The organism is Actinomadura pelletieri DSM 43383 (assembly GCF_003634705.1).
Classification (GTDB): domain Bacteria; phylum Actinomycetota; class Actinomycetes; order Streptosporangiales; family Streptosporangiaceae; genus Spirillospora; species Spirillospora pelletieri.
The window spans coordinates 392486-417291 of the sequence record NZ_RBWU01000001.1 but is presented as its reverse complement, the minus strand read 5'-3'; the positions used below and the strand labels follow the sequence as shown (position 1 = coordinate 417291).

Here is a 24806-nt window from a genome sequence, read left to right as displayed (position 1 = left end):
GCCCCCAGGAAGGTGACCGATGAGCGACCGCCCCGACTTCGCCGTCCAGATCCACCAGAACCCGTACCTCGCGGTGGACGGCACCCAGGTTCACGCGATCGTGCGGGTCGAGGCCCGCAGCGATCCGGCGGACGCGGCGCGGTCCACCTCGGCGGCGGAGGTCATCATCGTCGACACCTCGGCGTCCATGGCGGGCGAACGGCTGGAGGCCGCCCGGCAGGCCGCCAAGGCGGCGGTGGAGGCGCTGCGTGAGGACGTCGACTTCGCCGTCGTCGCCGGGTCCCGTGACGCGACGATGGTGTATCCCCGCGACGAGTTGCTGGCCCGCGCGTCCGAACGCGGAAAGGCCGCCGCCAAGGAGGCGATCTCCGGGCTGACGGCCGCGGGCGGCACCCGGATCGGCCGGTGGTTGACGCTGGCGAACGCCCTGTTCGACGACTCCCGGCACGGGATCCGGCACGCCGTCCTGCTGACCGACGGCCGCAACGAGCACGAGACCAGGGAGGAACTCGACGCCGCCCTGGCCCGCTGCACCGGACGTTTCGTCTGCGACTGCCGAGGTGTCGGCGCCGACTGGGAGCCCGCCGAGCTGCGACAGGTGGCGACGCGGCTGCTGGGCGGGTTCGGGTTGGTGGCCGATCCGCGCGACCTCACCGCCGACTTCACGGAGATGATCGGACGGGCCATGGGCAAGGCGGTCGCCGATGTGGCGCTGCGCGTCTGGACGCCCGACAAGGTGTCGCTGCGGTTCCTGAAACAGGTGTATCCCGTGCGCCGCGACCTCACCGGCAAGCGCGTCGAGAGAGGCCCGACCATTGACGGCGCCGGTGACGGCGGCGGCCCCGCGACGGGCGACTACCCGACCGGCATCTGGGGCACCGAGAACCGCGACTACCACCTGTGCTTCACGGTGCCCGTCGGCAGGCCGTACCAGCGGATGCAGGCCGCGCGGGTGTCGCTGGTACTGCCGGGTTCAGGCGGCACGGCGGACGAATCCCTGGCCGAGGGCCTCGTCCTCGCCGAATGGACGGACGACAAGGCCCGCTCGACCGGCCAACACCCGTCCGTCGAGCACTACTCCACACAGGATGAACTCGCCGACTCCCTCAGCCAGGGAGTGGACGCCTTCCGCAGAGGCGATGACGAGGTCGCCGGACGCGAACTCACCAGGGCACGCGAGCTGGCCGAGCGGACCGGCGCGACGGGGACGTCCAAACGCCTCGACGAGGTCGTCGCCCCGAAGACCGGTGAGGTCAGGCCCCGGAAGGACGTCGACCCCGCCGACATCATCGCCCTCGACACCGAGGCGAGCGAATCGGCCGCCCGACCACCGACCACCGACGGCGAAGGCGGGGATGCGAAGTGAGCGTGCTCCGGCGACTGGTCCGGTTCCGTACCGTCCCGCGGCGCGTCCAGGGGTTGACGGCCCTCGTCCTGCTGGCCGTGGTGGCGTTGTTCTCCGTCACCGGCGCCGCCGTGTGGGACGCGCGGTCCGCCCTGCGCGCCATCGGCCACGACGAGGGCCCGATGGTCGTCGCCACCAACGACGTCTACCTCGCGCTCAGCGACATGGACGCCCAGGTGACCAACGTGCTGCTGACCGGTGGGGAGGAGGGCTGGCTCTGCGACACCGAACAGGTCGAGAAGTCGTGCACCCGGAGCCTGCCGCGCTACTTCTACGACATCCGCCGCGAGGACGCGCAGCGCGCCGTGCTCCAGGCCGCGCGGCTCGCCCAGGACGACCCGGTGGGGCTGCGGACCGTCCAGTCCGTGCTGGACGGGCTGTCCCAGTACGACCAGCGCGTGCAGGCCGCGATGGAGCGGAGCTCCGAGACGCCCCACAGCTTCGGCGGCCTCCCGCCGGCCGCGCTCAAGGAGTACCGGGCGGCGACCAGGATCATGACCGAGGACCTGCTGCCGAAGGCCAACAACCTCATGCTGGACGGCGCGGCGGCCGTGGAGGAGTCCTATGGCGGCCCGCTGTCCAACGTGCGGGCGGGCCGGGCCTGGGTGCTCGCGCTCGGACTGACCGTGCTGGTGACGCTGGGTCTCCTCCAGATCTACCTCGCCAGGCGCTTCCGGCGGATCATCAGCCTGTTCCTGGTCGCCGCCGCCCTGGTGACGACCGCCGTCACCGTCGCGGCCGCGTCCCTGCTGGCGACCGAGGCGGACTACCTGCGCATGGCCAAGGACGACGGGTTCGACCCCGTCCTGCGGCTGTCGCGGACGCGGGCGATCGGCAAGAGCCTCGACGCCGACCGCACCCGCGCCCTCCTCGACCCCGCCGACGCCGACCGGTACGACCAGACCTACTTCGAGAAGTCGCAGACGATCCTCTACATCCGGCAGGCCACCGACCTGGAGTCCTACTACGCCATGTTGAACGAGCGGATCGGCGCCTACGGAGCCGACGGGCAGCGGGTGACGTTCAAGGGGCTGTACGGCGTCGCCACCGCCGAGGCCGCGGCGCGCGGGCGGCGCGAGCCGGTCGAGGAGCTGTTGGCACGGTTCCGCGTCTACCAGGAGCACGACCGGCGCGTCCGCACCCTCGCCAGAGCCGGTGACCGGCAGGCCGCCGCCAAGGCGCACATGGACCCGCGGTGGCGTTACCTGTCGCACCCCAGTTTCCGGGAGCACGACGCGGGGCTCGGCGCCCTCGTCGACCGCCGCCAGCTCGTCGTGGACCACACGGTGCGGAGCGGGGAACGGGCGCTGCGGCCATGGCCGTGGCTGCTGCCCGTGTCCGGCCTGGCCATCGCCGCGCTGGTCGTGGCCGGCGTGTGGCCCCGGCTCGCCGAGTACCGCTGACAAGACACCAGGAAGGGAGCGGACCGTGCGCGGACTCCGCCACGTCGTGGTCGTGATCGCGGCCGTCCTCGTCGCCGGCGCGGGCCTGGTCGTGTACCGGGCCACCGGCGACGCTGCCACGGCGTCGATCCTCGACAAGGACCGGCTGACGATCGGGGTGAAGACCGACCAGCCGCGCGTGGGGCTGGGGAGACCGGACGGGACGTACGAGGGTTTCGACATCGATGTCGCCACCTACATCGCGGGCCGGCTCGGGTTCGACGCCGAGCACATCAGGTTCGTCGCGGTCACGTCCGACAGCCGGGAAGAGGCCCTCCGGCGCGGCGACGTCGACCTGGTGCTGGCCACCTACTCGATCACCCCGTGGCGCAAGGAGCTGGTCACCTTCGGTGGTCCCTACTACGTGGCGCACCAGGACATCCTCGTCCGCACCGGCGACACGTCGATCAGGAACGTGAGCGATCTGAAGGGCAAGTGGCTCTGCCAGGTGAGTGGATCGGAGTCGTGGAAGCGGGTGACGGTGGAGCGCCGGGTGGCCGCGAAGCTGGTGTGGGCGAGGTCCTACAGCGAGTGCGTCACCGGCCTCCGCAAGGGCCGCCTGGACGCGGTCTCCACCGATGACCTGATCCTCGCGGGCTTCTCCATCGCGGAAGGCTCCGGCACCACGATGGTCAACGCACCGTTCACCAACGAGAAGTACGGGGTCGGCCTGAAGAAGGGCGATGTGAAGGGCTGCCTGGCCGTCAACAGGTACCTCACCGAGATGTACCAGAACGGGGTCGCCGAGACGCTGCTCACCACCTGGTTCGGGGCGGTGGACTTCGCCGTCGCCACGACCGTCCCGCAGTTCGAGGGCTGCGCCTGATCAAGAGTCGTTCCTAATCTTGACTCATTCCAGAAAATGAGACAGCCTGGGCAACGTGTCCACGGCCGCCGACTTCCGGCAGATGCTTCGCGGGGCCGCCCTCCGGGTGACCCGGCCGCGGCTCGCGGTGCTCGAAGCGGTGCACGCGCATCCGCACGCCGACACCGAGTCCCTCATCGGAGCCGTGCGTGAAGATCTACCGAAGGTCTCCCACCAGGCCGTGTACGACTCGTTGCGCGCGCTGACGGCGGCGGGCCTGGTCCGGCGGATCCAGCCGGCCGGGTTCGTGGCGCGCTACGAGGCGCGCGTGGGGGACAACCATCACCACGTCGTATGCCGGTCGTGCGGAACCATCGCCGACGCCGACTGCGCCGTGGGCGAGGCCCCCTGTCTGACCGCGTCCGACGACGGCGGCTTCACGATCGACGAGGCCGAGGTCGTCTACTGGGGCCTGTGCCCCGGCTGCTCCACCACCGAGAACTCCTGATCCACCCCGCGCAGCCCTGGGAGGAACCGACATGTCAGAGAGCAAGGAAAATCCCGTATACGACACCAACGCCGAGAGCGCGGGCGGGTGCCCGGTCGCGCACACGCGCGCCCCGCATCCCACGCAGGGCGGCGGCAACCGGGGCTGGTGGCCGAACCGCCTCGACCTGAAGATCCTCGCCAAGCACCCCGCGGTGACGAACCCGCTCGGGGAGGACTTCGACTACGCCAAGGAGTTCGAGTCCCTCGACCTCGCCGCCGTCAAGCGGGACATCGCCGAGGTCCTGACGGACTCCAAGGACTTCTGGCCCGCCGACTTCGGCCACTACGGCCCGTTCATGATCCGGATGGCCTGGCACAGCGCGGGCACGTACCGCATCCATGACGGCCGGGGCGGCGCCGGGTCCGGGCAGCAGCGGTTCGCGCCGCTGAACAGCTGGCCCGACAACGCGAGCCTCGACAAGGCCCGCCGCCTGCTGTGGCCGGTGAAGAAGAAGTACGGCCAGAAGATCTCCTGGGCCGACCTGCTGATCCTGACCGGCAATGTCGCCCTGGAGTCGATGGGCTTCGAGACGTTCGGCTTCGCCGGTGGCCGCGAGGACGCCTGGCAGGCCGACGAGGACGTCTACTGGGGCCCGGAGACCACCTGGCTCGGGGACGAGCGTTACTCCGGCGACCGTGACCTCGAACGTCCGCTCGGCGCCGTCCAGATGGGCCTGATCTACGTCAACCCGGAGGGCCCGAACGGAAACCCGGACCCGATCGCCGCGGCCCGCGACATCCGCGAGACGTTCCGCCGTATGGCGATGAACGACGAGGAGACCGTCGCGCTGATCGCCGGTGGTCACACCTTCGGCAAGACGCACGGCGCGGGCCCCGCCGACAAGGTCGGTCCCGAGCCCGAGGCCGCCCCGCTGGAGCAGCAGGGTCTCGGCTGGAAGAGCTCCCACGGCACCGGTGTGGGCCCGGACGCGATCACCAGCGGTCTGGAGGGCATCTGGACGCCCACCCCGACGACATGGGACAACACCTTCTTCGAGACGCTGTTCCGCTACGAGTGGGAGCTGTTCAAGAGCCCTGCGGGCGCGCACCAGTGGCGGCCCAAGGACGGCGCGGGCGCCGGCACCGTCCCGGACGCGCACGACCCGTCCAAGCGGACGCACCCGACCATGCTCACGACCGACCTGTCGCTCCGGTACGACCCGATCTACGAGCCGATCTCGCGCCGCTTCCTGGAGAACCCGGACCAGTTCGCGGACGCCTTCGCCCGCGCCTGGTTCAAGCTGACGCACCGCGACATGGGCCCGAAGGTGCGCTACCTCGGCCCGGAGGTCCCTGCCGAGACGCTGATCTGGCAGGACCCCGTCCCGGATGTCGACCACGAACTCGTCGGGCCGGCCGACATCGCCGACCTCAAGGAGCGGATTCTCGCGTCCGGGCCGTCGGTGTCCCAGCTCGTCGCCACCGCGTGGGCGTCGGCGTCGACGTTCCGCGGCGGGGACAAGCGCGGCGGCGCCAACGGCGCGCGGATCCGGCTCCAGCCGCAGAGCAGCTGGGAGGTCAACGACCCCGACGAGCTGGCGGCGGTGCTGCGCGCGCTGGAGGGCGTCCAGGAGGCGTTCAACGCCGCGCAGACCGGAAACAAGCGGGTCTCCCTCGCCGACCTGATCGTGCTCGGCGGATGCGCCGCCATCGAGCGGGCCGCCCGGGCCGCGGGGCACACCGTCGAGGTGCCCTTCACCCCGGGACGCACCGACGCGACGCAGGAGCAGACCGACGTCGAGTCGTTCGAGGCGATGGAGCCGACCGCGGACGGGTTCCGCAACTACCTCGGGAAGGGCAACCCGCTGCCCGCCGAGTACCTGCTGCTCGACCGCGCGAACCTGCTCACGCTGAGCCCGCCCGAGATGACGGCGCTCGTCGGCGGTCTGCGGGTCCTCGGCGCGAACCACAAGGGGACGCGGCTCGGTGTCTTCACCGACACCCCCGGGACGCTGACCAACGACTTCTTCGTGAACCTGCTCGACCTGGACACCACGTGGGAGCCGACGTCGGAGGACGCCGAGGCCTTCGAGGGCCGCGCCGCCGACGGCACGGTCAGGTGGACGGGCAGCCGCGTCGACCTGATCTTCGGCTCGCACGCCGAACTGCGCGCGCTCGCCGAGGTGTACGCCAGTGACGACGGGCACGCGAAGTTCGTCGCGGACTTCGTCGCCGCATGGGACAAGGTCATGAACCTGGACCGGTTCGACCTCGCCTGATCTCCGGCGTGGTTCAGGGGTGCCGTCCGGGGTTCACCAGTTCAGGTGGACGCCGGGCGGCACTCCGGGCACAGGCCCCAGAAGGTGACCTCGGCCTCGTCGATCAGGTATCCGGCCTCGTCCAGGGGGTCGAGGCAGGGCGGATGCCCCACGACGCAGTCGACGTCCTTGACCGCGCCGCAGTTCCGGCACACCAGGTGGTGATGGTTGTCGCCGACGCGTCCCTCGAACCGGGCGGGGCTTCCGGCGAGTTCGATGCGGCGCACGAGCCCCGCCGCCGTGAGCGCGTGCAGGGCCTCGTACACGGCCTGGAGGGAGATGTGCCCGACACGGTCGCGCACCCCGGACGCCAGCGCCTCGACCCCGAGATGGTCGCCGTCCCGGACGGTCTCCAGCAGCGCGACACGGGCCGCCGTCACCCTTAGGCCGACCCCCCGCAGTTCCTCGGCGGTCGTCGGGGTCTCGGATGCGGTCATGGCACCGTACCTACCCTCACAGACGCGAACGGCCTAACACAGCGATTGACACAAGTCTACGCGGCGCGCGGAAGATCACCTTCGCCGGTTCGCGGCCTGGTCGGGGAGGGGCGGCCGGTCGGCGGTCGCGACACGACCGCCGACCGGCCTGGGGAGGGGAGGAGTGGCTCAGAAAGGTGTGGGTGTCAGCGGACTCGGATCAGGCCCCACAGACCTTCGGTCAGGGCCCAGCGCGTCACGCCCGTCCGGTAGGCGTAGTCGCCCGGCGGCCCCGCCCGGAACGTCAGGGTGCGGACGCTGCCGCTGGTGAGACCGCCGATCGCCCCCACGCGCGGCGAGTCCAGATGCTCCTCCATGGGCCAGGTCGTGCCGTGGATCTGGAAGGTGTGGTTGCGTGGACGGTCGGCCGCCACCACCAGATGGACCCGGACGAGAGAGCCCGGACGGCAGTGCAGGACCGGAGTCCCAGGACCGATGGCCGCCATCGACGGACGGTGCGGGTACAGATGGGCGCTGCGGTAGTTGAACGCCTTCTGCCCCGAGTCCTCCGGTTCGTCCTCCAAATCGGTCACCGGCTGGGTCATGTCACCGTGGTGGTACTGGCGGACGCCGTCCTGGAGGATCAGGACCAGCTCGTGGAACTCCTCCTCGTCGCGCCGGATCACGGCCTGGTGGCCCGTCCAGCTCTGACCCTTCGGGGTGGCGTCCGGCGGCTCCACCACGAGCGCGCCCACCAGCCCGCGGTGCCGGTGGGTGCGCAGGTCGGCGCGGTCCTCCAGAAGGACCACGCCGGGGGAGTCGGCGTACCAGCGGTAGGTGACGTCGGCGCCCGGCTTGACCGTCCCGTCGCCGTTGCGGCCCACGAACGCGCCGTCGCCGTCACGGACGTCGTACCGCAGCGGCCCCACCGGATGCAGCGACACCTGCGCCGACACCTCGCGGTCGGCCGGCTCGTCCAGGGCGGGCAGCGGAGGATCGTACGGTGTCGGTCCGGGCGGGACCTCCACCTCGTTGGACAGCGTCACCTCCACCCATTCGCCCGCCCGGCAGCGCAGCACGAGCGGCTCGTCGTCCGGTGCCCCGTCGACGGTGTAGACCAGGCCGAACGGGTCGCTGCGCCGGTCGCTGTAGTGGATCTCGCGGTCGACGACCCGCACGTGGTAGCGGCGGGCGGCCGCGGGATCGAACGGCGGCGGCCCTTCGCCGCCGAACGCGCCCGGCAGCGGCGGAAGGTCGTCCCGCGGCTCCTCGTGGAGACGGAACAGGCCCCAACAGCCGAGCCAGGTGTCGTCGATGGACGAGAAGGCCCACATGTGGTCGCCGGGGCTGTGCGTGTCGTCGATGTGCAGGCTGAACGCCTCGGAGATGCCGATGGTCTGCTGCGTGCGCAGCGGCGAGCGCGGATCGTCGCGCCAGGCGTGCCAGCGCATGCCGTGCATGGTGAAGCCGTGCTGCTCCTCATGCGACCCCTGGTAGAGGCGCACGCGGAGCGGTTCGCCCGGGTAGCCCCGCAGCAGCGGGGTCCGCGGATCGCCGTGCACGGCGCTGGAGAACCAGTCGGCGGGGTCGCCGGGGCGCTCGTGCAGGGGCTCGCACCGGTAGCCGACGGCCATGGTGCCCTGGTCGTCGAGCGCGCCGGGGAAGGACGGCGGGTTGATCGGCTCGCCCTTCTCCCCGGGCCCGTGCTTGAACAGCGGGACGAAGTCGGCGACCGGGATCACCTGTTCGCGGAAGGCGGTGCCGTCCGGTAAGCGCACGACCGCCGTCCCGGCGTTGCGGACCTCCCGGTCGTGGTCGTGCGGATCGACCCACTCGGCGCCCTCCGGCTCGGCGATCATGCAGCCGAACAGCCCGTGCCGCTGCCGCTCGTTGGCCAGCAGATGGTCGTGGAAGAAGACGACGCCGAACTCCTCGTCGCAGTACCACCGGTACATCCAGGTGCGGTACCGCGCGTGGTCCTCCTCGCCCGCGTCCGGTGTCGTCGCGCCGGACAGGTAGTTCCAGCCGACGCTGGCGCCGTCCGACACCAGCGGGTCGAACTTCACGAGGTGGACGTGTAACCCGCACTCCGGTTGGAACGGCAGGACGGCGTCGAACGCCGTCTCCGCCTGGCAGCCGGGCGGCAGCGCGTTGGTCAGCGTGAACTCGATGATCTCGCCCTTGCGCCCGCGGATCGCGATCGGCTCGACGCGCCTCCTGCCCTCCGCCAGTTCCCGCCGGAAGTTCTCGATGCCGCCCGCGGCGTCGAGTTCCTCCTGGAGGACGAAGAACGTGCCGCGATGGTCGTGCCAGGTCTCCCGATGACCCCCGCCGCCGTGATCTCCGTGGTCCCCGTGGTCGTCGCCGTGGTCGGGGCTCTCGAAGTAGTGCAGGGTGCCCTGCATGGCGACGAGGTGGTAGCGGCGCACCGGCGCGTCCGGGTCGAGGGTCACCTTGGTGAACGCCTCGCCGGGCTGCGGGTCGGGGACGAACGCCGCCCGCTCCAGCTCGGTCGGCTCCCGTCCCATGCCCTCCGGCATCGAAGGCGTGCGCGGCGGACGTGGGGACTTCTGCGGGAACGAACCGTCCATGAACGCCGGGAAGCCGGGCCGCTCCGCCGTGGGCGCGGGCGGGACGGGACGGCCGGGCAGCGGGCGGAGCGGCGCGATCGGCGTGCCGTCCGGGTAACGTCCGGCGCCCTCCTGAAGGACGTCGAACACCCGCCACATCCCCCACATCCCGGAGTGGAAGTGGGGATAGAGGTGGCAGTGGAAGATGATGTCCCCGGTCGCCTCCTGCACCGACCCCGCGCCGCCGACCGGCTCGATCGTGAACGCCTGCTGGGGGCCGAGGGTGATGGAGTCGATGATCGGCGACTCCGTGTGTCCCGGGACGGCCCGCCACTGGTGCAGGTGCAGGTGGAAGACATGGGTCTCCTTCACCCCGGCGTGCACCAGCCTGATCTTGGCGGGATCGCCGCCGTAGGCGCGGAAGATCGGTGTGGCCGGGTCGCCGAACACCCAGGAGCTGTGGTGCTGCTCCTCGCCGACGACCGCGTCCCGCGCCGGGTCGATCGCGCCCTGCTCCAGCAGCCGCTCGTAGGCGAGCGACCGCCAGCCCATGGGCTCGGTGCGGTAGCTCATGAGCATCATCGAGGCGGCGTGCTCGTCCTGCGCGGCCGCGTGATCGTCCCCGTGGTCGTCGTCGTGTTCGGGGAACAGGACGGGCGCCAGCCGCTCCCCGCCCGCCGCCGGGGAGTGCGTGTGGGGCCGGGGCCGGTCGCATTCGTAGCGCGGGTGCGGTGGAAGGACGGGGTTGTCGTTGGGCGACTCGTCCTGCATGAACAGCGTGTACTCGCGAAAGCTGGGCCGGCCCGGGACGTGTACGTCGGCGTGGAGACCGTCCAGCAGCGGGTCGCCGGTGACCGGGTCGGTCCAGGTGGCGCCCTCGGGTTCGACGATCAGCGCGCCGAACAGGCCGTGCGCCTGCGAGCCGTGCTCGCCGCCGCGGAGATCGGCGAGGTCACCGAGGAAGAACACGCCCTCCTCGGTGGCGTCCCACTCGTAGGTGACGGTGCCGCCGGGCCGGACGGCCGAGTCCGGATTCTGGCCGACCGCGCCCCCGTCGGCGGCCTTCACCCGGTAGCCGACGCCCTGGGCGTGGATTCCGGCCCGCTGGCGCAGCCTGTTGCGGAAGCGGATGAGCAGCCGCTCACCGACGCGGGCGCGCAGGACGAGGGGACGGACCAGCGGGTGCGGCTCGGGAAGCAGTTCCGGCTGCTTCACCGGGTCGGGGAACGGTGTTGGGAAGGTGCTTTCGACCTCGTTCAGTGCCGTCTCGTGCTCGGCGAGCGTGAAGATCATTCCGTTGCGGTCGTGGTCCCCGTGCGCGTCGTAGACGATCGGCACGTGCCGCGCCACGACGTTGTACACCCTGGTCACGGGCATCTGCGAATTCCCCCTGAAACTCCCGTTGTGTCGGAGGCCGCCGTCCGATCATGGCGGCCATGGACCTGTGCGGGGTGTGCGGGGTGGTCGCGCCTCGCGGGGTGTTGACTGTTGGACGACCCGGACAGTCAAGAGGTTCCGGACCGGATCCGGCCAGGTCAACCCCGGCCTGTCCGCTACCGCACCGATCGCATGACCGAAATCGAGCCCGTTGCGTCCTTAAAGAGAGATTCAAAACCAGAGTTAATTGTGAATAAGGGGTAATACCAGGGTGTTGACGACTCAGCGGAGTCGGGAATAGCCTCTCCGCAGATTCTCCGGACCGAGAGGATCGCCATTCGGCCCCGACCCGCCATTGTCTCCGTAAATCCGCCGGAACGGCCGACGAGACACGGGCCATGACAAAGGCGCCGGGGCCCCACAACCCCCTGAGAGACCCGATCCATGATGAACGCCAAACGACTGGGAATCGCGCTGGGTGCGGCCGTGCTCGTGCCCACCGTGGCGACGGTTGCCTACGTCGGCACCAACGGCGCCGACACGGTCAGGGCCGGCTCCGTGGCCGCTCCCGACGAAGCTCCCGAGTTCGAGCCGGTGCCCGACGCGGCGCCCCCGCCGCGGGACGTCAACCTCAAAGTGGAGACCATCAACGGTTCCGGCTGCCCCGCCGGCACCACGAAGGTGACCCCCACGCACGACAACGCGGCCTTCACTGTCACGTACCAGAAGTACGTGGCCTGGGCCGGTGGGGACGCGCCGCCCACCGAGTTCCGTAAGAACTGCCAGATCAACGTGCACGTCGACGCCCCGAAGGGCTACACGTACGCCGTGGTCGGCGTCGTGTCCCACGGCTTCGCGCACGTGGAGCCCGGTGCCACCGCCCTGCAGAGCACGCTCTACTACTTCCAGGGCAGCTCCGGCGGGCAGACCGTCAGCCACGAGCTGGACGGCCCGCACCACGGCGCCTGGCGCTTCCGCGACCGGACCGACCCCGCCAAGCGGGAGTACGCGCCGTGCGACAAGGAGCGCAACCTGAACATCAACTCGCAACTGCGGGTCACCAAGGGCAACAGCGACAAGCCCAGTTTCATCGCGATGGAGGCCGCCAACGCCAACGCGGTCTACCACCTGACCTGGAAACGTTGCTAGCCGGACCTCCGTTCCAGGGCACAATGCAGCGCGTGCCCGGACAATGAGGTCGAGTGTTCGTGGGCGTCGTGAGAACGGCGCCCATGAACGCGTTTAGAGCCGAATTGGTCGTCGCCCGCTCACGTAGCGCAGATGATTTCGGACATGCACATGGGAACGCCCGGCCGGGACCGCCCGGCCGGGCGTCGCTCAGTTCGCGGCCCGGTGCATTGACTCGGTGCAATGACTCGGTAGGGGGTTCAGCGCGTCGGTTCGTCAGAGGTTTTTCGGGCGGTACGCCTTGTACTCGCTGCCCGAGGTCAGGCCGTAGTCGCGCGTGCGGTAGTCGGTGCCGTACCGGCCGCGCTGCTCGTAGGCCCAGTAGGCGGTGTGGGCCTTGTTGGCCCACTTCTCGAAGATGACGACGTGCCGGGTGGTGTTGGTGCCCTGCGCGTCCATGACGAGGTCACCCTTCTTCAGCTCCGACATCTTGATGCGCTCGGTGTACTTCGACGACGTGAAGCCGACCGTGTTCGGGCCCGGTCCGGGCAGGCCCAGCGCCATCGCGACGTAGCCGGAGCAGTCGGTGCGGTAGCCCTTGTAGGTCCTGGTCTGGCTGTAGCGCACCCGATCGTCGGTGCCCGGGTTCCAGGTCTTGGCGCGCTCGATCACCTTGTCGCGGACGTCCTGCTTCTCGGCGGGCTTGTCGGCGGGCTTGCGGGCCTTCCGGGAGGCCCTGTCGGAGCGCTCGCGGGTGTCGGTCGCCGCGTCCTTCTTCGGGGGAAGAAGCCCGGCGGCCGCGACGGCGTCGCCGGAGCGGGTGGTGGAACGGGAGTCCGAGGGCGAGTCGGAGTCGGCCAGGACGACGCCGCCCGTGATCGTGCCGCACAGGGCGAGGCCGACGAAGGCCCCGATGGCGGCGGCGCGGGGGTTGCGGGACAGCCGGTTCTTGATCTGCTTGCCGGTCAAGGATTCTCCTTGCTTCCAGGCGCCTACCGGGTTAGCTGACGGGTTCGGGCGTGGAAGTCGCCCTACGGCCTGGAGCAGGCCGATTCACCCCGAATGCGGGTTTGGGTCCCCGGCTCCGCACGCGATGGCGGACTCGGCGTTGCCGCTGCGATCCTCTGGGCACGGTGGCCCGGCACGGGACCCTGTGTCCCGTGTGCGAAAGAGCGGCGCGGATGTTGTGGGCACGCCCCGTCCGGGGGTCGTGCGCTGTGAAGGGGGCGTCCTGGCTTCGCCCGGCGCCCGCACGCCTCGTCGCGTGCGCATGGCCGGGTCGACGGCCGGGCCTCGGGGGAGACCCGAACGGCAGGACGCCTGAGGACGGCGCGTGGGGCGCGCCGTCACCCCACCAGAGCGGTGGGGCGATCGTGTCCAACGGACACGGCGGGGCAAAGCACCTGGCGAGCGCCTTGGTGGGCGACAAGCTACTCCGAACGCCAATAGAAGGCAAACCCCGACAAAATCAGCAACGCCCCAGGTCAACCCCACTGCGGCGGGCGGGCGGTCCCGGCGGGCGGCGGCCCACGCCCGCGGGGTTGAGGGCCGGTGTCCGGCCCGGGTCCCCGTCGGCCCGCCGGGCGGCGTCCCACCGGCGTTCCGGCCGGGGAAGCGCTCACATGATCGACGCCACGCCCATCGAAAACGCTAGAACATTCAATCGACATGAGAGTGGGCGATGGCCGCCGAGGTGGACGGCTCGCCTACCGCCCGTGACCATTCCAACGAGAGGTCGCCGATCGAAGAAGGAGCGTTCCAAGCGTCTGACCTGGGGAATCATCAGGAGAGCGTCGTCCATCGGCGGACGATGCATGATCACCGCAGGCCGGGGAAAGGGGCGAGGGGATGTGTTGATGCCCCGGCCGTCGCTGATCAAAAACAACGATCTTGATCACGTTTCTGTTGCGGAGCATCTGGCCATTCTTGTCCGGGTTGTGGTGATTTCGTAGATTCACCGGGAAACGGGGGACCAGTTCCTCGCGGTGCCGCCGTCCGTCCACGGCCCCGAGATCCATGCCGATGACCGGGGGACGGCACCCCTATCTCCCCGAGGAGACGTCAATGACCGAGGTCAACCGCCGTGACCTGCTGGCCGGGGTCGCGGCCTTCACCGGGTTCGCGACCGTCGCACTGCTGCCCGGCAGTGCCGCCGCCACGACCCGGCAGCGTCCCGGCGCACTACGGCCGCCCACCCTCAGCACGGGTGACAAGGCCGTCGTCTGCCGGGTCGACGCCCGCCGGGCACTGCGCCATCTGAAGGTGCTCAGCGACGAGATCGGCTGGCGCATCTCCGGGACCGAGTCCGAGCACCGCGCCGCCAAGTACATCGCGGGGCAGCTTCGCCACTACGGCTACGACGTCAAGCTCCAGCCCTTTCCGGTCGCCGACAAGTACCTGGCGGAGATCCGCGCCAAGGGCGAGCGGCTCTGGCAGTGCAGCGCCTCACCGCAGGGCGCCACCGGCACCTTCAAGGGCGACGTGGTGGACGTCGGCGAGGTCGTCGAGGTCCCGGCCACCGCACGCGGCAAGCTCGTCGTGTTCGACCGCATCGTCGGCAAGGAGACCGACCAGGCCAAGGCCGCCCAGGCCGCGGGCGCCAAGGCGGCGCTGCTCGTCAACGGACGCTCGATCGCCTACCCCGAGCGCAAGCCCGCCACGTTCACCCCGACCCTGACGGAGAACGTCACGATTCCCGTGCTGGGCCTCGCCGGATACCACGGCGAACGAATTCGCGCGGGCGCCAAGCGGCTCTCCTTCGAGGTCACCCATCATGCGGAGCTGACGTCGTACAACGTCCTGGCCGAGCGGAAGTCGTCCCTGCGCAACCCCGACGGCAAGACCGTCATCATCAGCGCCCACTACGACAGCGTGCCCGGCTCGCCCGGCGCCAACGACGACGGCAGCGGCACCGTGCTCTGCCTGGAGCTGGCCCGCGTCCTGCAGAAGCTGCAGACCCGGCAGAACATCCGCATCTGTCTGTGGGGATCGGAGGAGTACGGCCTGATCGGCTCCAGGTACTACGTGAAGCAGCTCGACGAGGCGGGTGTGCAGAAGATCACCGGCTGCTTCCAGAACGACATGGTCGCCACCAGCCACCCGCCCGCGGAGACGTACTGGCTGCTGTCGGTGGACGGCGCCGACAACACCACCACGGCCGCGGTGAAGGCCGCCGCGACCCGGCTCGGCTATGTCGACCAGGTCCAGGGCCCCACCGCCCGCGGTTCCAGCGACCACGAGTCCTTCCACGAGCGCGGTATCGCCGCGGGGAACTTCAGCTGGCGCGGCAACGAGGCGCCCAGCCAGCTCGAACCGCTCTACCACACCCCCGAGGACAGGATCGTCCAGAACCTCAGCCTGGAACGGCTCCAGGTGTCCCTCGAACTGATCGGCTGCGCCGCGTACGACGTGGCACTCCGCAAGTAGCGCAGGACGGCGCCCACGGGAGGCCGGTCGAAGGACCCGCCACCCGTGGACGCCGTTCCCGCCACCGTCAGCGCCGTGGCGCCGGGGTCGGCTCGTCCCGTGGCGCCGTGCCCTGCCCCAGGTCACCGGGTGTGGCGACGCGGCGGCGGGGCCGGGCCAGCTGTCCCGGCCACCAGATGCGGCGGCCGACGTCCAGCGCCAGGGCGGGCACCAGCAGCGACCGGACGACGAACGTGTCGAGCAGCACCCCGACCGCCACCAGCGCGCCGAGCCCGGCCATGAAGGTGATCGGCAGGTTCATCAGCACCGAGAACGTGGCGGCGAGCACCAGTCCGGCGCTGGTGATGACGCCGCCGGTCGTGGTGAGACCGCGTAGCACGCCCGTCCGGTGGCCGGAGGTGACCGTCTCCTGACGCACCCGGTGCATGAGGAAGATGTTGTAGTCGATTCCGAGCGCGACCAGGAAGATGAAGCCCAGCAGGGGCGTGGAGTTGTCGAGCGCCTCCACCCCGAGCGGCCCCTTCAGAAGCAGCCACGCGGCGCCGAGCGCGGCGAAGTACGACAGCACGATGGTCCCCAGCAGCAGCACCGGAGCGGCGACCGCGCGCAGCAGCAGGATGAGGATCGTCAACACCACCAGCAGCACCAGCGGGATCACCAGGAGCCGGTCGCGGGACGCCCCGTCGGACCCGTCCAGCGCCTCCGCGGTGGGCCCGCCGACCACGGCGCCCGCTCCGTCGACGTTGTGCACAGCGTCGCGCAGCCGTTCCACGGTGCGTTCGGCGGCGGCGCTGTCGGCGGCGTCCCGCAGCGTCACCGTGAGCTGTACCAGTTCGCCGTCCCGCGATCGGCCGGACTCCTGGACGGCGACCACCCCGGAAGTCGATTTGGCCGCGTCCGTCACCTGCGCCGCCTTGGGCGCGGCGGCGATGACGTCCGCGGGCGCCGACGAGCCCGCCGGGTAGTGCGCGGCCACCAGCCGCTGACCGGCCACCGACTCGGGCACGGTACGGAACATCTCCTCCTGCGACGGGCCGATCCGCATGGCCCCCGCGATCAGGCCGAGACCGACCAGCGCGGCGGCGGTGGCGAGCCAGATGGTCCGCGGACGCGCGGCGATCGACGCGGCCACGCCCGCCCAGACCCGTCCCTGCCTGGCCGGCTCACCGGGCCGGGGGACGAACGGCCAGAAGATCCAGCGACCGAAGATCACCAGCAGTGCGGGCAGCAGGGTGATCATGGCGGCCAGCCCGCACAGCACCCCCACGGCGCCGACGCCGCCGAGCCCGCGGCTGGAGTTGATGTCGGCGGCGAGCAGGCACAGCAGCCCCGCGACGACGGTGGCGGCGGAGGCGACGATCGCGCCCCGGGACCGGCGCAGCGCGGCGGCCATCGCCTCGTGCCGGTCGACGGTCGAGTGCAACTCCTCCCGGTAGCGGGCGATGAGCAGCAGGGCGTAGTCGGTTCCGACGCCGAACACCAGCACGGTCAGGATTCCGGCGCCCATGCCGTCCACCGGCATGTCGGCGTGCTTGCCCAGCAGGTAGATGAACGCGTTCGCCACCTGGCTCGCCAGCGCGACGCTGATCAGCGGCAGCAGCCAGATGACCGGGCTGCGGTAGGTGAGCAGCAGCAGGACCGTGACGACCGCGACGGTCGCGAGCATCAGCTTGGCGTCCAGGTCGCTGAACACCTCGACCTCGTCGGCGGCCTGCCCGGCCGGTCCGGCCACCTTCACCTGGAGCCCGGCGGGGGCGCCCGCGTGCGCCAGGTCCCGGATCTCTTTGACCTTGTCGGTGAAACCGTCCTCGGTCAGCGGGATGGCGACGGTCGTCATGAGGGCCCGTCCGTCGGATGACGGACGGACGCCCGGAGCACGCCGGTCGGCGGAGTGGGCCGCCAGGGCGTTGCGGTCCCGGTCGACCTTGGCCCGGTCGTCGGCGGTGATGCCGTCGTCGCGGACATAGACGATGGCGGCGGGGATCGGCTCCTCGGAGCTGAACCGCTTGCGCAACTCGTGGTGCTCGGACGTCTCGGCGCCCCGGGCGAGGTTGAACGTCTCGTTGTCCTCGACGTCCCCGACCTTTCCGGCGAGCGGGGCGGCGGCGAAGAGAATGCCGATCCAGGCCAGGACGACCAGCCATTTGGCGCGGCGTCCGGCGGGCAGTGCGGCGACGCGGTCGAGCGCGCGGCGCGGGCCGCTTCGCGTGGCGTCGGGAAGCATGAAATGCTGTCCTTCCTGGGAGTACGTACCGTGAACGCATGCGGCGGCGCGGTCCGTCCGGGCCCGGCGGCGTGGATGTGCCGTCCAACGCCGGGCCGCGAAGGACCGAGAACGGTCGCGTGCGGGAGTGCTTCCGGATCGGGCCGTCGGGTGGCCGCCCGACGGCCCGCCCGTCCTTCGAGGGGACGGGCGTTCAGTCGATCTCCCGCATCACCCTCTCGATGGACGCCATCCGCTTCTGCAGATCGGCGAGGTTCTCGCTGATCCGCAGCAGATCCTCACGGGTCTCCATCTCGGTCGCGAGGGATCGCTCGGCGAGCTTGCGGTACGCGTCCTCGCGGGCGAGTTGCGCCTTGGCGCGCCAGGTCGCGAACACCTGCCAGATCAGTACGATCGCGACCGCGCCGATCACGATGAACAGCACGGCTCCAATGAGGATGCCCCAGGCGTCGTCCTCCATCAGTCGCTCCTTCTACCGTCCGTGTTGCCGTCCGTGTCGCCGGTCTTTCCGCCGGTCTTGTCGGCTTCGTCGCCGCCCACGCTCTTGAGGGTGAGCGTCCGCACCGATGCCTCGACCTGTTCCAGGTTGAGGTTCAGCACGAACGGCACCACCTCGAAATACCGCATCGCCTTACCGTCCTCGGAGACCTCCAGGGAGCCGCGCACGAGCCCGGCGGTCTCCAACCTGTTCAGGTGGACCCGCAGCAGCGGTCGGCTGATCCCGACCTGGCGGGCCAGCTCGCTCACATACCTGCGGCCCTCGCCGAGGGCGGCCAGGATCCGCAGCCGGTGCGGGCTGGCCAGGGCCGACAGTGCCTGCACCAGCTCGTCGCCCGTACCGCTCGTCAGATCGGTGTAAACGACTTCATCCATGTGAAAACAAAAACTATCACGTGTCAACATGTGCTTGCCAGCCGAACTCGCCCTCTTCGCGCCGGACCGGTACTACTGTGTGCATCACAGACCGGAGTCGGGTCGTGCCGCACAGTGGCACACGGATGGTGAGGGTGGTCGGCGAGGGTGGATGTGGACGCAGTTCAACCAGAGGGCATCCCGGCGCCCGGGCGCCGTGTGCACGATCTCGCCGACAGCGGGCCCACGGTCCTGCGCATCCTGCTCGGCGGCCAGCTCAGGCGGCTGCGCGAGGCCAGGGGCATCACGCCCAAGGACGCCGGAGACGCCATCCGCGCCTCCGCCTCCAAGATCAGCCGGTTGGAGCTGGGCCGGGTCGGGTTCAAGAAGCGCGACGTCGCCGACCTGCTCACCCTGTACGGCGTGCTCGCGGAGGAGGAGCGCGAGCCGCTGCTGAGCCTGGCCGAACGGGCGAACCGGCCCGGCTGGTGGCAGCGCTACAGCGACATCCTGCCGCCGTGGTTCGAGGTCTACATCGGGTTGGAGGAGGCGGCGTCGGCGCTGCGCGTCCATGAGACGCGGTTCGTCCCCGAACTGCTCCAGACCCCCGACTACGCCCGCGCCGCGTTCGGGCTCGACCGTCCCATGGCGTCCGAGACGGAGATCGAGCGCCGGGTGAACGTGCTGGTGCGGCGGCAGCGGATCCTGCGACGCGAGACGCCGCCGCAGCTGTGGGCGCTGGTGGACGAGTCGGCGCTGCGCCGCCCGCTCGGCGACCGGGAGATCATGCGCGCCCAGCTCACCGCCCTGCTCGACGCGATCCGCGGCACGGACGTCACCCTCCAGATCGTGCCGCCGTCCCGCGGCGCGCTGGCCGCGATGGCCGGGCCGTTCACGATGCTGCGGTTCGCCGAGCCGAGCCTGCCGGACGTCGTGTACATGGAGCAGCTGACCAGCGCGCTCTACCTGGACAAGGACGCCGACCTGGCCGTCTACAAACGCCATCTGGACCGGATGTCGGTCAACGCCCTTCCCCCGGCCGCCACGGAGGAACGACTGGTGGCGCTGCTCGACGAGGTGTGCTAACGCCACGAAACGGGCGGTGTCAACTTTCTACGTCGCCGATGAACTGATTGCAGATTTCCGACGCTCCGGCCAGAATCATGGTCGCCTGAACTTCCGAGACGCGTGGGAGGCGAAGCCGTGACCGGCGACGCGCACGTCCCCGGCCAGGAGCCGGAGATCTCGATCGACACCAGCGTGGCGCACCCGGCCCGGGTGTGGGACTACTGGCTCGGCGGCAAGGACCATTACCCCTCCGACGTCGAGGTCGGCGACCAGTTGGAGGAGACCATCCCGGAGGTGGTGCTATGGGCGCGCGCCGACCGTGAGTTCCTCGGCAGGGTGGTCCGCCACGTCATCACCGAGGCGGGCGTACGGCAGTTCCTCGACATCGGCACCGGCATCCCCACCAGGGACAACACCCATCAGGTGGCGCAGCGCCTCGCCCCCGAGAGCCGGGTCGTGTACGTCGACAACGATCCCGTGGTGCTGGCGCACGCGCGGGCGCTGCTGGCCAGTTCACCCGAGGGGGCCACCGACTTCGTCGACGCCAACCTCCACGACCCCGACACGATCCTGGCCGAGGCGGCCCGCACGCTGGACTTCTCCCAGCCGGTCCTCGTGACGCTGCTCGGAATTCTGGAGTTCAGCGTCACCGACGAGGCGTACACGATCGTGAACCGGATCCTGGAGCCTTTCCCGTCCGGCAGCCATCTGGCGATCGCCTGCCCCAGCAACGAGACCAACACCGAGGCGATGGACGAGGTCGCCCGGAAATGGAACGAGAGCGGCGCCACCCCCATCATCATGCGCAGCGCCGCGGGCCTGAAACGCTTCTTCGAGCATCTGGAAATGCTCGAACCCGGGCTTGTGCCGCTGCCCAGGTGGCGTCCCGATCCAGGAACGCTCTACGCCGACCGGGACATGGACTTCTACTGCGCGGTCGGCCGCAAGCCCTGAGCCGCCGCGCCGGGCAAAGTCATGCCCGAACTCCATCGTGCTCTTAAGCGGGCCGGAGTGGGGCGAGCGACTCCGCTCGTCCTGTCGCCGGTCTTGTCGCCGGAAACGCGCGAACGTGGCGGGCCGCATTGCTAGACTCCGCGCTTGATCGGGGAACAGGTCGAAATGTACCTGCTCACCGCCTGTGCGTCCGGGGCGTGGCCGCGGTGAAAGTCGCTACGGAGCTCGCCCATGGAGGCGCGATGGACGAGGACATCGACATCATGGCGGATGCCGAGGTCGCCGCGACGCTCCGGGAATTCGAGCGGGTGCTGACGGCGCCGCTGGCCGACCTCGTCTCCGCGAAAGGGCGGGCGTGCGCCGACCCGGGCCGAATTCGCAGGTGGCGGTTACCGAGGGCCGACCGTGACGCGCTTCTCGCCTTTGGGCTGCCGACCAGGGACGACGGGCAGAGCGAGGTCGACTTCAGGGACGCCGTTCCCGGCGGGCCCGGGTTTCCCGGTAGAGATCTCTACGGGTTGCTGAGGTTCCGTGGCGGCGGCCAGGTCGTCGCGGAGGCGGGCACGGGCGCCGTGCGTCTCGTGCCGGGCCCGGTCGAGCCTCCGCCGGGCCACCCGGAGTCCTGGACGCACAATCCGGGCGTACTTGGAATTCTCCGGCGGCACGATCTCGGCTTCCCCTTAATACCGGTGTCCCTCGTCAACTCGTCCGTCTCGCTCTTCGTGGACATGTGCTGGCGGTTCGAGCGGGCCGCCGAAGCGCTCCGGAAACTGCCCACGGCCACGGCCGATCCATTCGAGGTCGCCTGCGCGCACGAATTGTTCGACCGGCTCGACGTCCTCGTGGAATTCGTGCGGTCCGTCGATCCACCCGCCGCCGAGGACGGGGCCTATTGGCCGGAAGTCATCGAGGGATGGTGAGTCGAGGCCGATTCCGGATCAGCCGCGCGGGGCGTACATGATGACGGCGACACCGGCCAGGCAGACCAGGGCGCCGACGATGTCCCACCGGTCGGGGCGGAAACCGTCGGCGACCATTCCCCAGGCCAGCGACCCGGCGACGAACACCCCGCCGTACGCCGCGAGGATGCGGCCGAAATGGGCGTCGGGTTGAAGCGTCGCGACGAACCCGTAGAGGCCGAGCGCGACCACACCGGCACCGATCCAGAGCAGACCACGGTGCTCGCGAACACCCTGCCAGACCAGCCAGGCGCCGCCGATCTCGGCGCACGCCGCCAGCACGAACAGGGCGATGGAGCGCAGTACCGTCATGCCGCTCACCTTAGGAAACGCGAGACCGCTTCAGTCGGAGTCGCCCGCCGCGAGCATCGGGGTGAGGGTGACGCCGGGATGTTCGCGTTCGACGGCGCGCAGCCGCCACTTGTCGACGAACACCGCGACGAGCGCGCCGTCCAGGGTACGGGTCAGCACCTCGACGCCACGGCGCCCGTTCAGGGTGTCGGCGGACTCCTTGTCGGTGATACGGGCGGTCGAGTAATCGAGCCGGTTCAGCGTGACCGGGGCGTTGAACTCGTCCGCCATCCGGGCGGCGAACACGTCGAACTGCAACGGCCCGACCGCGGCGAGCACGGGCGCCTGGTCGCCGCGCAGGTCGCTGCGCAGCACCTGCACCACCCCTTCGCTGTCGAGCTGGTCGATGCCGCGCCGGAACTGCTTCGCGCGGCCGTTGTCGGTGACCCGCGCCACCATGAAGTGCTCGGGGGCAAACGCCGGGATCGGCGGGAACGTCACCGGCGTCCTCGCGTACAGGGTGTCGCCCACGGTCAGGCCGGTGGCGTTCGGCAGGCCGATCACGTCGCCGGGGTAGGCGGTGTCAAGGGTGGACCGGTCACGTCCGAAGACCGTCTGCGCGTACTTGGTGGCCAGCGGACGTCCGGTCGGCGCGTGGACGAGGGACATGCCGCGTTCGAAGCGGCCCGAGCAGATCCGGATGAAGGCGAGCCGGTCGCGGTGCGCCCGGTCCATGCCCGCCTGCACCTTGAACACCTGCCCGGAGAACGGCGCCGTCACCGGACGTTCCCGACCGTCGGCGTCCATCCGCGCCGACGGCGACGGCGCCAGCCGGCACACCGTCTCCAGCAGCGCGGACACTCCGAAGTTGGGCAGGGCCGCGCCGAACAGCACCGGGGTGCAGATCCCGGCGGCGTAGTCGTCCGGGTCGAGGGTCGCGCCGATCTCGTCCAGCAGCGCCAGCTCCTCCACCGCGTTCCGCCAGGCCTCGCCCTCCTCCGCGGCGGCCCGGTCGGCGGGGACCCGTTCGGCGATCGCGCGGGTGGCGCCACCGGGCGTGCGGCGGAACCGGGTGTAGGAGCGGTCGGCGCGGTCGATGAGGCCGCGGAAGTCGCCGGCGGTACCGACCGGCCAGGTGAGCGGGGCCGGGCGCAGGCCGATGCGCTGCTCGATCTCGTCCAGCAGCTCCAGGGGTTCGCGGCCGGGCCGGTCCCACTTGTTGACGAACGTGATGACGGGGACGCGGCGGTGGCGGCACACGTCGAAGAGCTTGAGCGTCTGCGCCTCAAGGCCCTTGGCCGAGTCCAGCAGCATGATCGCCGCGTCGACGGCGGCCAGGACCCGGTAGGTGTCCTCGGAGAAGTCGGCGTGGCCGGGGGTGTCGAGGAGGTTCAGCAGCGCGCCGTCGAACTCGAACCGCAGTACCGAGGAGGTGATGGAGATGCCGCGGGCGCGTTCCATCTCCATCCAGTCGGACCGGACGCCGCCGCGCCCGGCCTTGCCGTGCACCGCCCCGGCGACCTCGATCGCCGCCGCGTGCAGCGCCAGCGCCTCGGTCAGCGTGGACTTGCCCGCGTCGGGGTGACTGATCACCGCGAACGTCCGGCGCCGTGCCGCCTGCTCGGCGACGTCCTGCGGGGTGCCCGTCCCGGCGCTCACCGCGCCTCCTTCCTAACCTCACGTTAGAGTAGCTTCCCCCCGCCGGACCATCGCCCGGCTGGGCCGTCCCCCGCCGTCAAGACCCGCGATCCTTCAGCGATCGAAAACTCTTCCCTTACGGGAGGGTGATTTTCGCGTGCCGAGGCGCAGGGGGCCGAACCGCGTATCCATCATCGATGACCGCCGTCGAGGAATGAGGATCGGACCCCATGGGCGCACGCTACGAAGAAATCGACTGGTGTCCGACGCCCCTGGGCGCCGTCAGCCTGCGGCGGCGCCATGACCCGGTCGTGGACGTCGAAGTCTACGAGATCAAGCTCGACGACGAGTTCCTGATGTCGAGCCTGTGGACGACGGGAGAGATCGAACTCGCCCGGCTCGGACTGGCCGCCGCGCACGGCGATGCCCTCGACGTCGTGGTCGGCGGGCTCGGCCTCGGCTACACCGCCGATGCCGCGCTGGACGACTCCCGCGTCCGCTCGGTGATCGTGGTGGAGGCGATCGCCGAGGTCATCGAATGGCACCGGTCGCAACTGGTGCCGCTCGGGGAACGGTTGACGACCGACGAGCGCTGCCGGTTGACGCAGGGCGACTTCTTCGCCCTGGCCGCGTCGCCCGAGGGGCTGGACCCCGACGACAAGGAGGCCCGGTTCCACGCGATCCTCCTCGACATCGACCATTCGCCGCGCCATCTCCTGGACCCTCGCCACGCCTCGTTCTACCGGTCCGGGCCGCTGGGCCGCGTCGCCGCGCGACTCCATCCCGGCGGCGCCTTCGCGCTGTGGTCGAACGAGCCGCCCGACGACGAATTCACGGACGTGCTCGGTGAGGCGTTCGACGAGGTCACGGCGCATATCGTCGAGTTCCCCAACCCCTTCCAGGGCGGTACCGCGGCCAACACCGTGTACGTCGCGCGCACCGCGCTCCGGTGACCGGACCGGCCCCACCGCGCCGCAACGAACCGAAATGGCAAGCTGGACGAACGAGCGGATCGAAAGGGACCCGATGGACGGCGGGCACATGCAGATCGGCGAGGTCGCGGACCGGACCGGCCTGAGCCTGCGCACCATCCGCCACTACGAAGAGGTCGGCCTCGCCCTCCCCACCGCGCGCTCCCAGGGCGGCTTCCGCCTCTACACCGACGGCGACGTGGCGCGCCTCCTGGTCATCAAGCGCATGAAGCCGCTTGACTTCACTCTGGAGGAGATGCGCGACCTGCTGTCCGTCCTGGACGGGCTCCGATCCGCCGACACCGGCGAGGCCGCCCGCGCCGACCTCGTGAAACGCCTCGCCGTCTACCGCTCCCTGGTCGAGGAGCGCTGCGCGAAGATCCGCGCCCGGCTGTCGGACGCCGAGCAGTTCTCCGCCGAGTTGGCGGCGGAGCTGCGCGAACACCGCCGCTGACGCCGACGGAAGGGCACGG

The 24806-nt window shown here is 70.5% G+C and carries 21 protein-coding genes and 1 riboswitch; of the genes, 13 read left to right on the top strand and 8 right to left on the bottom strand.

Features of this window, described 5'->3' with window-relative positions:
* The first annotated feature begins 19 nt into the window (after positions 1-19).
* The 5 genes from BZB76_RS01820 (at position 20) to katG (ending at position 6420) form a co-directional block, all read left to right on the top strand.
* Positions 20-1366, top strand: coding sequence for a vWA domain-containing protein (locus tag BZB76_RS01820; protein ID WP_121432543.1), 1347 nt, complete (start codon positions 20-22; stop codon positions 1364-1366).
* A complete protein-coding gene (locus BZB76_RS01815; RefSeq protein WP_147449275.1) occupies positions 1363-2808 on the top strand; it encodes a hypothetical protein in 1446 nt (481 codons plus the stop codon). Before BZB76_RS01820 ends, BZB76_RS01815 begins: the two co-directional genes overlap by 4 nt.
* 25 nt (positions 2809-2833) lie before the next feature.
* Positions 2834-3673 carry a glutamate ABC transporter substrate-binding protein gene (locus BZB76_RS01810; protein ID WP_246006700.1) on the top strand — a complete coding sequence of 280 codons (840 nt, stop codon included), beginning with the start codon at positions 2834-2836 and terminating at the stop codon, positions 3671-3673.
* Positions 3674-3755: 82 nt separating this feature from the next.
* Positions 3756-4160, top strand: a complete 405-nt coding sequence (locus BZB76_RS01805; protein WP_211342860.1) for a Fur family transcriptional regulator — start codon at positions 3756-3758, stop codon at positions 4158-4160.
* Positions 4161-4191: 31 nt separating this feature from the next.
* Entirely contained in the window at positions 4192-6420 is a 2229-nt protein-coding gene (gene katG, locus BZB76_RS01800) for a catalase/peroxidase HPI (RefSeq protein WP_121432540.1), read from the top strand.
* Between the two features lie 41 nt (positions 6421-6461).
* On the opposite strand, the gene BZB76_RS01795 is transcribed toward katG, so the two are convergent.
* Together BZB76_RS01795 and BZB76_RS01790 are read right to left on the bottom strand one after the other, a co-directional pair.
* Positions 6462-6896: a Fur family transcriptional regulator gene (locus BZB76_RS01795; RefSeq protein WP_121432539.1), complete on the bottom strand. Its 435-nt coding sequence runs from the start codon at positions 6894-6896 to the stop codon at positions 6462-6464.
* A gap of 185 nt (positions 6897-7081) precedes the next feature.
* A complete protein-coding gene (locus BZB76_RS01790; protein WP_121432538.1) occupies positions 7082-10822 on the bottom strand; it encodes a multicopper oxidase domain-containing protein in 3741 nt (1246 codons plus the stop codon).
* Between the two features lie 486 nt (positions 10823-11308).
* Between BZB76_RS01790 and BZB76_RS01785 the strand changes: the two genes are divergently transcribed.
* Complete coding sequence (locus BZB76_RS01785; RefSeq protein WP_211342774.1) at positions 11309-11971, top strand: DUF4360 domain-containing protein; 663 nt, start codon at positions 11309-11311, stop codon at positions 11969-11971.
* Positions 11972-12226: 255 nt separating this feature from the next.
* Here BZB76_RS01785 and BZB76_RS01780 read toward each other — a convergent pair whose 3' ends face one another.
* Positions 12227-12919 carry an NlpC/P60 family protein gene (locus tag BZB76_RS01780; RefSeq protein ID WP_121432537.1) on the bottom strand — a complete coding sequence of 231 codons (693 nt, stop codon included), beginning with the start codon at positions 12917-12919 and terminating at the stop codon, positions 12227-12229.
* Positions 12920-12922: 3 nt separating this feature from the next.
* Positions 12923-13068: riboswitch (cyclic di-AMP (ydaO/yuaA leader) on the bottom strand.
* Positions 13069-13764: 696 nt separating this feature from the next.
* Here BZB76_RS01780 and BZB76_RS34495 point away from each other — a divergent pair.
* A complete protein-coding gene (locus tag BZB76_RS34495; RefSeq protein ID WP_170180471.1) occupies positions 13765-13902 on the top strand; it encodes a hypothetical protein in 138 nt (45 codons plus the stop codon).
* Positions 13903-14014: 112 nt separating this feature from the next.
* A complete protein-coding gene (locus BZB76_RS01775) occupies positions 14015-15376 on the top strand; it encodes a M20/M25/M40 family metallo-hydrolase (protein WP_121432536.1) in 1362 nt (453 codons plus the stop codon).
* Positions 15377-15443: 67 nt separating this feature from the next.
* Here BZB76_RS01775 and BZB76_RS01770 read toward each other — a convergent pair whose 3' ends face one another.
* From BZB76_RS01770 to BZB76_RS01760, 3 genes are all read right to left on the bottom strand, one after another.
* Positions 15444-17600, bottom strand: a complete 2157-nt coding sequence (locus tag BZB76_RS01770) for an MMPL family transporter (RefSeq protein ID WP_121432535.1) — start codon at positions 17598-17600, stop codon at positions 15444-15446.
* A 193-nt stretch (positions 17601-17793) separates the two neighbouring features.
* The gene (locus BZB76_RS01765; protein ID WP_121432534.1) at positions 17794-18060 is read right to left on the bottom strand and encodes a hypothetical protein; all 267 of its coding nucleotides are present in this window, start codon (positions 18058-18060) and stop codon (positions 17794-17796) included.
* Positions 18060-18473, bottom strand: a complete 414-nt coding sequence (locus BZB76_RS01760; RefSeq protein WP_121432533.1) for an ArsR/SmtB family transcription factor — start codon at positions 18471-18473, stop codon at positions 18060-18062. The genes BZB76_RS01765 and BZB76_RS01760 overlap by 1 nt, the downstream gene beginning before the upstream one ends.
* A gap of 153 nt (positions 18474-18626) precedes the next feature.
* On the opposite strand from BZB76_RS01760, the gene BZB76_RS01755 reads away from it, so the two are divergent.
* From BZB76_RS01755 to BZB76_RS01745, 3 genes are all read left to right on the top strand, one after another.
* Positions 18627-19538 (top strand): helix-turn-helix domain-containing protein, encoded by a 912-nt coding sequence (locus BZB76_RS01755; RefSeq protein WP_246006699.1) that lies wholly within the window; start codon positions 18627-18629, stop codon positions 19536-19538.
* Positions 19539-19655: 117 nt separating this feature from the next.
* Positions 19656-20474: an SAM-dependent methyltransferase gene (locus BZB76_RS01750; protein ID WP_121433381.1), complete on the top strand. Its 819-nt coding sequence runs from the start codon at positions 19656-19658 to the stop codon at positions 20472-20474.
* 242 nt (positions 20475-20716) lie between these two features.
* Positions 20717-21394, top strand: coding sequence for an SUKH-4 family immunity protein (locus tag BZB76_RS01745; RefSeq protein ID WP_121432531.1), 678 nt, complete (start codon positions 20717-20719; stop codon positions 21392-21394).
* An 18-nt stretch (positions 21395-21412) separates the two neighbouring features.
* Here BZB76_RS01745 and BZB76_RS01740 read toward each other — a convergent pair whose 3' ends face one another.
* Complete coding sequence (locus BZB76_RS01740; protein ID WP_121432530.1) at positions 21413-21745, bottom strand: YnfA family protein; 333 nt, start codon at positions 21743-21745, stop codon at positions 21413-21415.
* Positions 21746-21775: 30 nt separating this feature from the next.
* Entirely contained in the window at positions 21776-23383 is a 1608-nt protein-coding gene (locus BZB76_RS01735; protein ID WP_121432529.1) for a peptide chain release factor 3, read from the bottom strand.
* 209 nt (positions 23384-23592) lie between these two features.
* Between BZB76_RS01735 and BZB76_RS01730 the strand changes: the two genes are divergently transcribed.
* On the top strand, positions 23593-24315 hold the full coding sequence (locus BZB76_RS01730; protein ID WP_121432528.1) for a spermidine synthase family protein: 723 nt from the start codon (positions 23593-23595) through the stop codon (positions 24313-24315).
* Between the two features lie 34 nt (positions 24316-24349).
* Positions 24350-24787 carry a MerR family transcriptional regulator gene (locus BZB76_RS01725; protein ID WP_246006698.1) on the top strand — a complete coding sequence of 146 codons (438 nt, stop codon included), beginning with the start codon at positions 24350-24352 and terminating at the stop codon, positions 24785-24787.
* The last annotated feature ends 19 nt before the right edge of the window (positions 24788-24806 follow it).

Coding starts and splice junctions, on each gene's coding strand:
- BZB76_RS01775 (WP_121432536.1), top strand. CDS start 14,015: ATGACCGAGGTCAACCGCCGTGACCTGCTGGCCGGGGTCGCGGCCTTC.
- BZB76_RS01760 (WP_121432533.1), bottom strand. CDS start 18,473: ATGGATGAAGTCGTTTACACCGATCTGACGAGCGGTACGGGCGACGAG.
- katG (WP_121432540.1), top strand. CDS start 4,192: ATGTCAGAGAGCAAGGAAAATCCCGTATACGACACCAACGCCGAGAGC.
- BZB76_RS01770 (WP_121432535.1), bottom strand. CDS start 17,600: ATGCTTCCCGACGCCACGCGAAGCGGCCCGCGCCGCGCGCTCGACCGC.
- BZB76_RS01740 (WP_121432530.1), bottom strand. CDS start 21,745: ATGACGGTACTGCGCTCCATCGCCCTGTTCGTGCTGGCGGCGTGCGCC.
- BZB76_RS01790 (WP_121432538.1), bottom strand. CDS start 10,822: ATGCCCGTGACCAGGGTGTACAACGTCGTGGCGCGGCACGTGCCGATC.
- BZB76_RS01820 (WP_121432543.1), top strand. CDS start 20: ATGAGCGACCGCCCCGACTTCGCCGTCCAGATCCACCAGAACCCGTAC.
- BZB76_RS01725 (WP_246006698.1), top strand. CDS start 24,350: ATGGCAAGCTGGACGAACGAGCGGATCGAAAGGGACCCGATGGACGGC.
- BZB76_RS01765 (WP_121432534.1), bottom strand. CDS start 18,060: ATGGAGGACGACGCCTGGGGCATCCTCATTGGAGCCGTGCTGTTCATC.
- BZB76_RS01795 (WP_121432539.1), bottom strand. CDS start 6,896: ATGACCGCATCCGAGACCCCGACGACCGCCGAGGAACTGCGGGGGGTC.
- BZB76_RS01730 (WP_121432528.1), top strand. CDS start 23,593: ATGGGCGCACGCTACGAAGAAATCGACTGGTGTCCGACGCCCCTGGGC.
- BZB76_RS01745 (WP_121432531.1), top strand. CDS start 20,717: ATGGACGAGGACATCGACATCATGGCGGATGCCGAGGTCGCCGCGACG.
- BZB76_RS01805 (WP_211342860.1), top strand. CDS start 3,756: ATGCTTCGCGGGGCCGCCCTCCGGGTGACCCGGCCGCGGCTCGCGGTG.
- BZB76_RS34495 (WP_170180471.1), top strand. CDS start 13,765: ATGATCACCGCAGGCCGGGGAAAGGGGCGAGGGGATGTGTTGATGCCC.